Raw genomic sequence first — 11,550 nt, forward strand, 5'->3', positions numbered from 1 at the left:
GCCGTTCGTGGCGCGACAGGGAATTCGTGTCACACAGTCAGATCTGTGTGATATGGGGCGCGGCTTGAGGCGAACCCCTCGGCGGTGCGGCCGGCGGGATGCGGGCAAGACGTGATAAGAGCGGCGCGTCAGGCGGCTAGGAGCCTGGTCGCGCCTTCGCCAGGAACCGCGCGCGGTCGACCACGACCCGCTCGACCCGGCCACTCGCGACGATGCGGTCGGCGTCGTAGGCCGCCACGTAGAACAGCAGCCGGCGGCCGTCGACCTCGACGAGCTCGGAGTTGACGACGATCTCCGCGCCGACCGGGCTGGCGATGTCGTGGTCGAGGCTCAGCTTGGTGCCGACGCTCGTCTGGCCCTCGCCGAGAGCGCCGCCGACGGCGGCCACGGACGCCGCCTCGACGAGCGCGGCGACCCGCGGGGTCGCGAGCACGGGCACGTCACCGCTGCCCAGCGCGACCGCCGTGTCGTCCACCGACACGGTCGTCGTCACCCGGCCGACGAGGCCCGGCGCGAGAGTGCTCATGACGTGCTATTCGACCACGCAGATGAGGTCGCCGTCCTGGATGACGTCGCCCTCGGCCACCTGGAGCCGCGCGACGGTGCCGGCGGTCTCGGTGAGCACGGGGATCTCCATCTTCATCGACTCGAGGATGACGAGCGTGTCGCCCTCGTCGACCGTGTCACCTTCGGCGACGACGACCTTCCAGACGTTCGCCACCATCTCCGCGTGCACTTCCTCCGCCACGAGGGCTCCTTTCGACGACGCGCCGGACGCGCGGGGACCACTATGCCCGATGGGCTCCTACGACCGCATGCGGTCGACCAGGCCGGTGTCGTACCGGCCGCTGGTGAACCGCTCGTCGGCGAGCAGTTCGGTGAAGAACGTGATGTTGGTCTTCGGCCCGTCGATCTCGAAGGCCGCCACCGCCTCGCGCGCCCGCTGCAGGGCGTCGGGGCGGTCGACCCCGTGCACGCAGAGCTTGGCGAGCAGCGGGTCGTAGAACGGCGTCACCGTGTTGCCGGTGACGTAGCCGGCGTCGACCCTGATGCCGTCGCCCTCGGGCTCCTGCCAGCGCGCGATCATGCCGGGCGACGGGAGGAAGCGCTTCGGGTCCTCGGCATAGACGCGCAGCTCCAGGGCATGACCGCGCGGCACCACGTCGGTGAGCAGCGGGGCGACGTCCTCGCCCGCGGCGATGCGCAGCTGCAGCTCCACCAGGTCGAGTCCGGTCACCATCTCGGTGATCGGGTGCTCGACCTGCAGCCGGGTGTTCATCTCGAGGAAGACGAAGTCCTGGGCCGCTGGGTCGACGAGGCACTCGACCGTGCCCGCCCCGAGGTAGCCGACGGTCTCACCGGCTCGGACGGCGGCGTCGAACATGCGCTGCCGCAGCTCGGTGCCCACGCCGGGCGACGGGGTCTCCTCGGCGACCTTCTGGTGCCGCCGCTGCACCGAGCAGTCGCGCTCGCCGAGAGCCACCACCTCCCCGCCCGGCAGGCCGAGGATCTGCACCTCGACATGGCGCGCGTTCTCGATGTACCGCTCCAGCAGGATCGCCGGGTTGCCGAAGAACCGGTCGGCCCTCGTACGTGCCGTCTCGAACGCCTTGCGCAGGCCGGCCTCGTCGTGCGCCACGCCCATGCCGATGCCGCCGCCCCCGGCCGCGGCCTTCACCATCAGCGGGTAGCCGATCGTCTCCGCCGCCGCCACGGCCGCGTCGGCGTCGGCGACGGGATCGCGGGTGCCGGCGGCCACCGGCACGCCGGCGTCCTGCATCAGGTTGCGTGCGTTGACCTTGTCACCCATGGCGACGATCGACTCGGGGCTCGGGCCGATCCACGTCATGCCCGCCTCGGCGACCTGCCGGGCGAACGCGGCGTTCTCGGCGAGGAACCCGTACCCCGGGTGGACGGCCTCGGCTCCCGCCCTGCTCGCGGCCTCGAGCACCCTGGTCGCGTCGAGGTAGCTCTGTGCCGGGGCGCCGGGGCCGATCAGCACGGCCTCGTCGGCCTCGGCGACGAACGGCAGGTCCGCGTCGGCCTCGGAGTACACGACGATCACCTGGACGCCCATGCGCTGGGCGGTGCGGGTGATGCGGCGGGCGATCTCACCCCGGTTGGCGACGAGTATCGAGTCGAACATGCTCACGCGTGGTCATTTCCGTGTCGGCGGCACGAACGCCTCAACCTATCGGTACGGCCTGGCGCCTCTCGACGACCCGGCCGAGCGCCATGGTCACCTCGGGGTCGTAGTCACGCGAGAGCGCGAGCTCGATCCGCTCGATCGCCTGCAACTGCATCTCCGGGTCGGGGGACGCGCCGACCAGGTCGTCGAACGCGTTGGCCACCTTGACGATGCGGCTCTCGAGAGACACGGTGTCGTCGCGCCGGCCGTCCGGCCTCCGGTACGGTCGAGGGAAGCGTTCGACGAACATGGCGACGTCGTCGAGACCACCGCCCTCCCTGATGACCTCCGCGCCGAGTTCCGCGATGCGCTGCTGGTCGTCGAGCTCGAGCAGCGACGTGGTGCCGCCGGGCACGGGGTCGGCCAGCGAGATCTGGCCGATGTCGTGCATGACCGCCCCGAGGTAGAGCCGCCGCGACCTCGACTCGGACATGCCGAGCTCGCGGGCGATCTCCCTGGCGAGGTCGCCGACCCGCCGCGAGTGCCCGGGCTCGACGTAGCCGCCGAGCTCGGGGATGCGCGAGAGCGACCGCACCGTCTCCATCCGCGTGCTCCGCACGGTCGTCCAGCGCAGGATCGCGACCTGGGATGCGGCGACCGGCATGAGGACGATGGCGATGCCGGCGAGCCCGACCGTGTGGACCGCGAGGGCCAGGATGACGCCGAGCAATGCGGCGAACAGCTGGAACAGCGTGCGGTTGGCGAGCTCGTCGCGCAGCAGGGTGCGCAGCCGACCGCCGGACTCCTGGAAGTTGTACAGCGTGGACAGGCCGCTCTTGAGCACCGAGAGCACGCCGATCAGGCCGATCATGACGAGTACCGGAAGGATGCTCGACGACGCGGGGAACCAGCCATCGATGATCCGCATCAGCGGCGCGGCGAAGACGACCGTGACGACGTTCTGCACGACCGGGTCGAGACGGGCGTTGCGGTCGACGAGCATGCGGGGTACGGCACCCAGCAGGCTGGCCACGGCGGCCACGACGACGACCTGGGACACGCTGGTGCGTGGTCCGTCGTGCAGCGCGGTGTACATCGCGTACGCGATCGCGGCGCCGGAGGCGATCGGGACGAACTCGCGCCCGCCGGGCGCGACGACGCGCAACACCCCGCCGACGGCGATGAGCAGGCCGAACCCCACCAGCGCGGGGACGTCGACGACCCCGGTGCGCAGCACGTCGGCGCCCGCCAGCGCCGTGGGGACCAGGAGCGCGAGGGCGACGAGCGTGCGCAGGCGCAGGACCATCAGCGACCCCGCTCGCCGGTGTCGCCGTCGTCGCTCGCGGCGTTCTCGACCGGGATCGGCCGGCGCGGGTCGTCGTGGTCGAACGCCACGGCCAGCTCGGGCAGCGGGACGGCGACGGGCGTGGTGTTCGGCGTCCACCCGTCCCTCGCGACGACGCGACCGAGCAGCTCGACCATGACGGGGTCGAACTGGGTGCCCGACCCCCGGTTGAGCTCGGCGAGCGCCTCCTCGGTCGACCGGGCGGGCCGGTACGACCTGGTGGACGTCATGCAGTCGAACGCGTCCGCGACGGTGATCACCCGTGCGAACTCGGGGATGTCGTAGGCGGCGAGCCCCATGGGGTAGCCGGCGCCGTCGAAGCGTTCGTGGTGGTGCAGGATGCCGGGCAGCACGTCGTCGAGGAAGCTGACGTCGCGCATCATCGCCTGGCCGTAGACGGGGTGCAGCTGGATCGCGGCGTACTCGTCCCTGGTCAACGGCCCCGCCTTCTGCAGGATCTGGGTCGGCACCCGGATCTTGCCGATGTCGTGCAGCAGGCCGGCGTAGCCGAGCAGCGCGACGCGCTCGTCGCTGAAGCCCGCCTCGCGCCCCATCAGGGTGCTGAGCTGGGACACCCGCTCGCTGTGCCCGCGGGTGTAGAAGTCCTTCGTCTCCACCGCCCGGGCGAACGTGCGCAACGCGCTCTCCTGGACACCGCGCTCGGCCACCAGCTGGATCGAGGCCCAGCGGGCCACGGCGATGGGACCGAGGGCCAGCACCGCCGCGAACACCCCGACCTCGCCCCAGAGGACGGCGAGCAGCAGGCCGATCGGCCCGTACCCGAGGTAGGTCGGGGCCAGCGGCACGATCGCCTGCCGCCAGAGGTCGTGCGGCCGGATCGAGCTCGTCAGGGCGACGACCATCGACACGAGGGCCGTGTTGAACGCGTAGTAGACGAGCGCGGACGCGGCGAAGGGCAACATCGAGGCCACGAACGTGTCGACGGTGAGCGGGCCGACGTGTCCCCCGAGCCCGACGTAGACCAGACCGGCCGCGCCGACGGCGATGTTGTACTGAGCGACGTTGAAGACCCGCTTGACGAGCGGCCTGCCACCGGGCACGTAGACGAACAGGGTGGCGGTGGTGGCGATGATCGCACCCCACGGCCCGGTCAGGACGACCGCCGCCATGCGGATGGGAAACGTGACCGAGAGCGTGACGGAGCCCGTGCCGTGCTTGAACATGCTCGCGGGAGCGGCATCGGCGACAACGACCAACAGGGCCAGGGGTACGACGAGCCACCAGTCGAGGGGCCGGGTCGCCGCGAACACCAAGAGGGCACCGCCGATGAGTGCGGTGCCCCCGATGTACACCCGGGTCGGGCCGCTGAGAGACGCCATGTCAGCGGCCCATCCGGGTCGGTGTTACGTCTGCGCTCAGCCCCAACCCATCTCGCCGTAGGCGAGAGTCGTGGCATCGCGTGTAGTGCTGATCATTGGGGCCCTTTCGAATGACCGAACTTCTCCTGCCTTCGCCCGCCCACGACCAGCCCAGAGCCATGTGAACGTCCCCCCGGACGAACCGTGAACGGCCGCTCGGTCGGCTGCCGAGCACCCTCAGCGTACGCCTCGACGGCAACAACGCCAGTCGACCCTCGGAAGTGCGTACGACCGGAACAGTGCGACACGAGTTGACGATGCGGTGCGTCACCAGCGGACTAACGTTGTAAAGCGTGACAAGTGGTGCGAACGTGCCCTGCGACGTGCCCCGAGGTCGTCCGGTCAATCCGGCCTGTACTCGAGGTGGCCGTACCCGGCGCTCACCTCGCGGAGCCTGCCGAGCACCTTGTCGCGAAGGCCCTCGGGCGCCGGATCGCAGCCGCACTTGCGCGCCACCAGCGTCTTCACCTCCTGCTCGATGCCGAACTCACGCAGACACGGCGCGCAGTCGTCGAGGTGCTCCCTCACCTGCGCGCAGTCGGCGTCTTCCAGTTCGTCGTCGAGGAAGGTGTAGACACGCGCCAAGACCTCACGGCAGTCGACCTCCTCGTCGTAGTCAGCACTCATCGGTCCGCGTCCTCCCGTGCGGACTGGGAGCCGGCCGAGCCGTTGGTCCTCGGCGAGAGGCCGCGCTCCGTTGCGTAGTCCTCGAGCATGCCGCGCAACTGCCTGCGGCCACGGTGGAGACGCGACATCACGGTGCCGATGGGCGTGCCCATGATCTCCGCGATCTCCTTGTACGCAAACCCCTCGACATCGGCGAGGTACACCGCCATCTGGAAGTCCTCGGGCAGCGCCTGCAGGGCCTCCTTGACGTCGGTGTCCGGCAGGTGCTCGAGCGCCTCGAGCTCCGCTGAGCGCAGGCCGGTCGACGAGTGCGTCCCCGCCTGGGCGATCTGCCAGTCCTCGACCTCTTCGGTGTCGGCCTGCTTGGGCTCGCGCTGCTGCTTCCGGTAGTTGTTGATGAACGTGTTCGTCAGGATCCGGTACAGCCACGCCTTGAGGTTGGTGCCCTGCTGGAACTGGTGGAAGGCGGCGAACGCCTTGACGTAGGTCTCCTGCACCAGGTCCTCGGCGTCGGACGGGTTGCGTGTCATCCGCAACGCCGCGGAGAAGAGCTGATCGAGGAATGGCAGCGCGTCCCTCTCGAACCGCTGCGTACGACGCTCCAACGTCTCCTCGACCGGTCCCACCTCCTCGCGTCGCAGGGCTCCGGCCGCCTCGGCAGAGCTGAGCGACGAAGAACCCCTCGAGCCGGAGGATAGCGTTCCCGCCACTATCCGCGGCACCCCCGCCTCTCTCGAGCCGTGTGCCTGCTCCGCGAGTCCGAGCAACCCATACCTCCCTCAGTCACCTGCGGTCGTGGTGTCTGAACAGCTGAGAGGTGGCGGTGATTCCCCGGCGGCGTCAGCCGGCGACGAGGGAGAAGACCCAGCGCACGACCTCGTCGGCGACCGGTCGGTACGCGGACGGCTCGCCCTTGCGGACCGCCAGGCCGTGGTCACCGCCCGGCACGGGATGGATCCGCACGGTCGCCGGCGGCTCGGTGGCGCGGATCTCCTCGGGCGAGCCGAACGGGTCGCGCTCCCCCTGCGCGACGAACACCGGCACGGGCGTGTCGTGCAGCTCGTCCGCCCTGGACCGGTCCGGACGCCCCGGCGGGTGCAGGGGGAACGCGAGCGCGACGACGCCGCGGGCGCCGGTGGCCGCCGCCGTCCGGCACGCCACCCTGGCCCCGCTCGACCGGCCGCCGGTCACCACCGGCAGGTCGCGCAGCCCGGCACGGGTGAGCAGGGCGGCGACGATCTCGCCGAACGCGGCGTCGAGCTGCTTCGCCGGCGCCGGCGACTTGCGTCCGGCCATGCGGTACGGCTGGGTGGTGCGGGCGACGGCGAGGCCCGCGGTCGTGGCGGCGCTCCGGACGGCGAGCAGGTCGCGTGCCTCCACGCCGCCGCCCGCGCCGTGGCCGAGGACGATCAGCGCGGTCGCCCCGTCCGGCACGTCGAGCGCGACGCCTGCCACGCCGACCGACGTCTCGATCTCGACCTCGGTACTCACGCGCGCCCGCCTCCTCGCACCGCTGCCTGGTCACTCACGCGTAGGCCCGGTCGGCCTTCTGCTGGCACTCGACGCACCGCGCGGCCTCGGGCCGCGCCTCCAGCCGTCCGGCGGGCACCTCGCGGTCACAGTCGACGCACCGCCCGTAGCTGCCGTCGTCGATGCGTGCGAGCGCTTCGACCACGAGCCGCCGCTGCTGCTCGGCCGCGTCGATCATCGCCTGCGAGCGGTCGTTCTCCGACAGGTTGGTGCCCGCGTCGGACGGGTCGGCCGGGGTCTCGTCGGGATCGACGCCGGACTCGCGGAGAGCCGCCAGGGTGTGGTCGAGATCCGCGCGTTGCTCCTCGAGCTGCACGCGTTGCTGGGTCGTATCCACGGTGACACCCTCTCCGTCCCCGTCGCGTCGTCAGAACAACGTAGGGACATCGTCGTCGTCCGCACCCCTCGCGGGCAACGGCTCGACGAGATGCGAGCCGTTGTTGCGAACGTCGCCGACGTCCCTGGAGACAGGATATGTCACCAGGCCCTCGCTCCCCGCGGGTACGAGCAGCTCACGCGCGGCGAGGGCGTCGGCGAACCCGGTGTCGAGCCAGCTGTTGCGGTGGTCGACCGGCACCACCATGGGCATCCTGTCGTGGACGTGGCCGAGGTCGTCGGTGGCCTCCGTCGTGATGATCGTGCAGGACCACAGCCAGGCACCGTCGTCGCCCAGGGGACGCGGGTCACGCCAGATCTCGTACAGGCCGGCGAACGCCAGGACGCCCTCGTCGGCGCGCCGCAGGAAGTGCGGCCGCTTGGTGCCCTCGTCGGCGTACCACTCGTAGTACCCGTCCGCCGGCACGACGCAGCGGCGGCGCGACATCGCGGTGCGGAACGCCGGCTTCTCAGCGACGGTCTCGACCCTGGCGTTGATCATCCGCGAGCCGACGCTCGCGTCGGTGGCCCAGGACGGCACGAGACCCCATCGCACGGTCCTGAGCTGTCGCGCCGGCTCCGGCCGGGCCGGCACGCCGCGCTCGGGTACCGCCGGGCGCGCGGGGCGTTCGAGCACGACAGGTACCCGGTCGGTCGGCGCGACGTTGTAGTTGGGCGGCAGCAGGTCCTCGTCCGCCCACTCGTCGATGTCGAACTCCGCCATCAGGTGGTCGGCGCTGCGCATCGACGCGTACCTGCCGCACATGGGACCAGCATCACACGACCGGCACCTCGGCGGCCGCCGGTGGTCAGCGGGCGATGTAGTCCTCGAGCTGCCCCTTCTCGAACTCCAGCTGCCCGATGCGGTTCTTCACGACGTCGCCGATGCTGACGATGCCCACCAGGGCGCCGTCGGCGACAACAGGGACGTGCCTGATGTGCCGGTCGGTCATCAGCCGCATCAGCTGCTCGATCGAGTCGCCGGCGGCGCAGGTGCGGACGTCGGCGGTCATGATGCTCGACACCGGGGCGTCGAGGACGGCCGAATCGGTGTGCAGGCCCCGTGCGACGTCGCGCTCGGAGACGATGCCGGCCACGGACGACCCGTCGCCACTGACGACGAGCGCGCCGACGTTGTGCTCGGCGAGCCGCGTGACCAGCACCCGCACCGTCTCGTCCGGCGCGATCGTCACCACGACGTCGCCCTTGGTCCGCAAGATGTCACTGATCCGCATACCGACCCCTCCCGCACGCGGGTGCCCTCGTCCGTCCACCCCGGAACCCCGGACGGAGTGGTCCCCGAGCGTACTCCTTACCTCACCTGCGGCGAAGGGAAACGGTGGCCGGCCGCCGTCCTTCCGCAGGTCATAGGGGAAACTGGGCGTATGGCCCTTCGTACCGACCTCAGAAACCTCGCGATCATCGCGCACGTCGACCACGGCAAGACCACCCTCGTCGACGCGATGCTCTGGCAGTCGGGCGCGTTCCGGGAGGGTCAGGACGTCGCCGACCGGGTACTCGACTCGATGGACCTCGAGCGTGAGAAGGGCATCACGATCCTCGCCAAGAACACCGGCGTGCGATACCACGGCGACGCCGGCGACGTCATGCTCAACATCGTCGACACCCCCGGCCACGCGGACTTCGGCGGCGAGGTCGAGCGCGCGCTCGAGATGGTCGACGGCGTGCTGCTCCTCGTCGACGCGTCCGAGGGCCCGCTCCCCCAGACCCGGTTCGTGCTCCGCAAGGCCCTCCACAAGCGCCTGCCCGTCGTGCTCGTGGTCAACAAGGTCGACCGCCACGACAGCCGCATCAAGGAGATCGTCGACTCGACGTACGAGCTCTTCATGGACCTCGTCGACGACCAGTCCGTCGACGCGCTCGACTTCCCGATCGTGTACGCGTCGGCGAAGTCGGGACGCGCGTCGCTCATCCAGCCCGCCGACGGCACCGTCCCCGACAACCCCGACCTGCGGCCGCTCTTCGAGACGATCCTCGCGACCGTGCCCGCGCCGGAGTACGACCCGGACGCGTCGCTGCAGGCGCACGTCACCAACCTCGACGCCTCGCCGTACCTCGGCCGGCTCGCCCTGTGCCGCATCAGGCACGGCACGCTGCGCCGCGGCGAGACGGTGGCCTGGTGCCGTACGGACGGCTCGGTCGAGCAGGTCAAGATCACCGACCTGTTCGTCACCGAGGCGCTCGACCGGGTCACGGCCGACAGCGCGGGCCCCGGCGACATCGCGGTGATCGCCGGCATCCCCGACATCACCATCGGCGAGACGCTCGCCGACCCCGCCTACCCGCGTCCGCTCCCGGTGATCAGCGTCGACGAGCCGTCCATCTCCGCCACCATCGGCACCAACACCGCGCCGCTGGCCGGCGAGGGCGGCAGCAAGATGACCGCCAGGCTGGTGAAGAACCGTCTCGACGCCGAGACCGTCGGCAACGTCTCGATCCGGGTGCTCACCACCGAACGACCCGACACCTGGGAGGTGCAGGGACGCGGCGAGCTGCAGCTCGCGGTGCTCGTCGAGCTGATGCGGCGCGAGGGGTTCGAGCTCACCGTCGGCAAGCCGCAGGTCGTGACCCGCGAGATCGACGGCAAGGTGCACGAACCGTTCGAGCGGGTCACGATCGACGTGCCGGAGGACTTCGTCGGCGTGGTCACCCAGCTGCTCGGCCTGCGCCGCGGCCGGATGGACCAGATGGTCAACCACGGCACGGGCTGGGTGCGCCTCGACTACGTCATGCCCGCCCGCGGCCTGATCGGCTTCCGCACCGAGTTCCTCACCGAGACCCGCGGCACCGGGCTCATCCACCACGTGTTCGACGGCTACCAGCCCTGGGTCGGCGAGCTGCGCACGCGGCCGCGCGGGTCACTCGTCGCCGACCGGCGCGGCACGGTGACCGCGTACGCCTGCTTCAACATGCAGGAGCGCGTCACGCTGTTCGTCCGGCCGGGCGCCGTGGTCTACGAGGGCATGATCATCGGCGAGAACTCCCGCCCCGAGGACATGGACGTCAACGCCTGCAAGGAACGCAAGCTCACCAACGTCAGGTCGTCGACCGGCGAGGAGCTCGAACGCCTCGTCCCCGCGCGCGAGATGTCGCTGGAGCAGGCACTGGAGTTCTGCCGCAGCGACGAGTGCGTCGAGGTCACCCCGACGGCCGTGCGCATGCGCAAGGTGCAGCTCGACGCCCACACCCGCGAGAAGCAGCGCGGCCGCGCCCGCCGCGACTGAGCTAGTGTCCTAGGAGCCCACCAGTGACCGATCTGCGCCTGTTCGACTCGCACCTGCACGTCGTCGACCCGCGTTTCCCGCTCACGCCGAACCGCGGGTACGTGCCCGAGCCGTTCACCGCGGTCGACTACCGGCGCCGGGTCGAGCCGCTCGGCGTGGTCGCGGGTGCGGTGGTGTCCGGCTCGTTCCAGGCGTTCGACCAGACGTACCTCGTCGACGCGCTGCGGGTGCTCGGGCCTACGTACGTCGGGGTCACCCAGGTCCCGGCCACCACGCCGGACGAGATCCTCGTCGAGCTGTGCGACCAGGGCGTGCGCGCGGTGCGGTTCAACGTCTTCCGCGGCGGGTCGGAGGAGCTCGACGAGCTCGAGAACCTTGCGCAACGCGCGTACGACGTCGTCGGCTGGCACTCCGAGCTGTACGTGCACTCCCGCGACCTGCCCGCGCTCGAGGCGCGGCTGCGCACGCTGCCGAAGGTCAGCGTCGACCATCTCGGCATGGCCGACGACGGGTTCGACGCGCTGCTGCGTCTCGTCGGGCACGGCGTGCGGGTGAAGGCCACCGGGTTCGGCCGGATCGGCCACGACCCGGCGAAGGCGATGCGGGCCATCGCGGACGTCGACCCGGGTGCGCTGCTCTTCGGCACCGACCTGCCGTCGACCCGCGCCGACCGCCCGTTCCTGCCGAGCGACATCGACCTGATCGTGGCGGCCCTCGGCGAGGAGAACGCCCACCGCGCCCTCCTGACCAACGCCCTCGACTTCTACGGCGTGGCACTCGACTCCTAGTAGTACTTTGTTACGTGTGTCGCTACCGCTGATCCGGCTCGTGATGTGGTCGTGTTCTGATCCGTGACCCCGGAGGAGATGGACCAGGTCAGGCCGCGGCTGGTGGCGTTCGCTGCGGAGATGCTCGGCGGGC

General features: G+C 70.8%; 13 protein-coding genes. 2 read left to right on the plus strand and 11 right to left on the minus strand.

All coding sequences use genetic code 11. The features are described 5' to 3' along the window. Nucleotides 1-136 precede the first annotated feature (136 nt). The 11 genes from GEV10_08755 to GEV10_08805 form a co-directional block, all read right to left on the minus strand. Complete coding sequence (locus GEV10_08755; GenBank protein MQA78554.1) at nucleotides 137-526, minus strand: thioesterase; 390 nt, start codon at nucleotides 524-526, stop codon at nucleotides 137-139. A 6-nt stretch (nucleotides 527-532) separates the two neighbouring features. After that, nucleotides 533-748 (minus strand): biotin/lipoyl-binding carrier protein, encoded by a 216-nt coding sequence (locus GEV10_08760; protein MQA78555.1) that lies wholly within the window; start codon nucleotides 746-748, stop codon nucleotides 533-535. A gap of 57 nt (nucleotides 749-805) precedes the next feature. Then, nucleotides 806-2,146, minus strand: coding sequence for a biotin carboxylase (locus tag GEV10_08765; GenBank protein ID MQA78556.1), 1,341 nt, complete (start codon nucleotides 2,144-2,146; stop codon nucleotides 806-808). Between the two features lie 40 nt (nucleotides 2,147-2,186). After that, nucleotides 2,187-3,434 (minus strand): HD domain-containing protein, encoded by a 1,248-nt coding sequence (locus tag GEV10_08770; protein MQA78557.1) that lies wholly within the window; start codon nucleotides 3,432-3,434, stop codon nucleotides 2,187-2,189. Continuing rightward, complete coding sequence (locus GEV10_08775; GenBank protein MQA78558.1) at nucleotides 3,434-4,813, minus strand: HD domain-containing protein; 1,380 nt, start codon at nucleotides 4,811-4,813, stop codon at nucleotides 3,434-3,436. The genes GEV10_08770 and GEV10_08775 overlap by 1 nt, the downstream gene beginning before the upstream one ends. 381 nt (nucleotides 4,814-5,194) lie before the next feature. Then, nucleotides 5,195-5,479 carry a mycothiol system anti-sigma-R factor gene (rsrA, locus tag GEV10_08780; GenBank protein ID MQA78559.1) on the minus strand — a complete coding sequence of 95 codons (285 nt, stop codon included), beginning with the start codon at nucleotides 5,477-5,479 and terminating at the stop codon, nucleotides 5,195-5,197. Then, a complete protein-coding gene (locus GEV10_08785) occupies nucleotides 5,476-6,105 on the minus strand; it encodes a sigma-70 family RNA polymerase sigma factor (protein ID MQA78560.1) in 630 nt (209 codons plus the stop codon). The genes rsrA and GEV10_08785 overlap by 4 nt, the downstream gene beginning before the upstream one ends. Before the next feature lie 214 nt (nucleotides 6,106-6,319). After that, nucleotides 6,320-6,970 (minus strand): alpha/beta hydrolase, encoded by a 651-nt coding sequence (locus GEV10_08790; GenBank protein MQA78561.1) that lies wholly within the window; start codon nucleotides 6,968-6,970, stop codon nucleotides 6,320-6,322. A 34-nt stretch (nucleotides 6,971-7,004) separates the two neighbouring features. Next, nucleotides 7,005-7,187, minus strand: a complete 183-nt coding sequence (locus tag GEV10_08795) for a hypothetical protein (GenBank protein ID MQA78562.1) — start codon at nucleotides 7,185-7,187, stop codon at nucleotides 7,005-7,007. A 189-nt stretch (nucleotides 7,188-7,376) separates the two neighbouring features. Further along, nucleotides 7,377-8,150: an SOS response-associated peptidase gene (locus tag GEV10_08800; GenBank protein ID MQA78563.1), complete on the minus strand. Its 774-nt coding sequence runs from the start codon at nucleotides 8,148-8,150 to the stop codon at nucleotides 7,377-7,379. 43 nt (nucleotides 8,151-8,193) lie between these two features. Continuing rightward, nucleotides 8,194-8,619, minus strand: coding sequence for a CBS domain-containing protein (locus GEV10_08805; protein ID MQA78564.1), 426 nt, complete (start codon nucleotides 8,617-8,619; stop codon nucleotides 8,194-8,196). A gap of 150 nt (nucleotides 8,620-8,769) precedes the next feature. Here GEV10_08805 and typA point away from each other — a divergent pair, with 150 nt between their 5' ends. Both typA and GEV10_08815 read left to right on the plus strand, forming a co-directional pair. Then, a complete protein-coding gene (gene typA / locus GEV10_08810) occupies nucleotides 8,770-10,629 on the plus strand; it encodes a translational GTPase TypA (protein ID MQA78565.1) in 1,860 nt (619 codons plus the stop codon). A 38-nt stretch (nucleotides 10,630-10,667) separates the two neighbouring features. Next, nucleotides 10,668-11,417 carry an amidohydrolase family protein gene (locus tag GEV10_08815; GenBank protein MQA78566.1) on the plus strand — a complete coding sequence of 250 codons (750 nt, stop codon included), beginning with the start codon at nucleotides 10,668-10,670 and terminating at the stop codon, nucleotides 11,415-11,417. The last annotated feature ends 133 nt before the right edge of the window (nucleotides 11,418-11,550 follow it).

Source organism: Streptosporangiales bacterium (assembly GCA_009379955.1).
GTDB lineage: Bacteria > Actinomycetota > Actinomycetes > Streptosporangiales > WHST01 > WHST01.

Excerpts from the sequence above, each read along its gene's own strand:
- GEV10_08755 (MQA78554.1), bottom strand. The coding sequence starts at position 526 with ATGAGCACTCTCGCGCCGGGCCTCGTCGGCCGGGTGACGACGACCGTG.
- GEV10_08765 (MQA78556.1), bottom strand. The coding sequence starts at position 2,146 with ATGTTCGACTCGATACTCGTCGCCAACCGGGGTGAGATCGCCCGCCGC.
- GEV10_08770 (MQA78557.1), bottom strand. The coding sequence starts at position 3,434 with ATGGTCCTGCGCCTGCGCACGCTCGTCGCCCTCGCGCTCCTGGTCCCC.
- GEV10_08775 (MQA78558.1), bottom strand. The coding sequence starts at position 4,813 with ATGGCGTCTCTCAGCGGCCCGACCCGGGTGTACATCGGGGGCACCGCA.
- rsrA (MQA78559.1), bottom strand. The coding sequence starts at position 5,479 with ATGAGTGCTGACTACGACGAGGAGGTCGACTGCCGTGAGGTCTTGGCG.
- GEV10_08795 (MQA78562.1), bottom strand. The coding sequence starts at position 7,187 with ATGATCGACGCGGCCGAGCAGCAGCGGCGGCTCGTGGTCGAAGCGCTC.
- GEV10_08800 (MQA78563.1), bottom strand. The coding sequence starts at position 8,150 with ATGTGCGGCAGGTACGCGTCGATGCGCAGCGCCGACCACCTGATGGCG.
- GEV10_08805 (MQA78564.1), bottom strand. The coding sequence starts at position 8,619 with ATGCGGATCAGTGACATCTTGCGGACCAAGGGCGACGTCGTGGTGACG.
- typA (MQA78565.1), top strand. The coding sequence starts at position 8,770 with ATGGCCCTTCGTACCGACCTCAGAAACCTCGCGATCATCGCGCACGTC.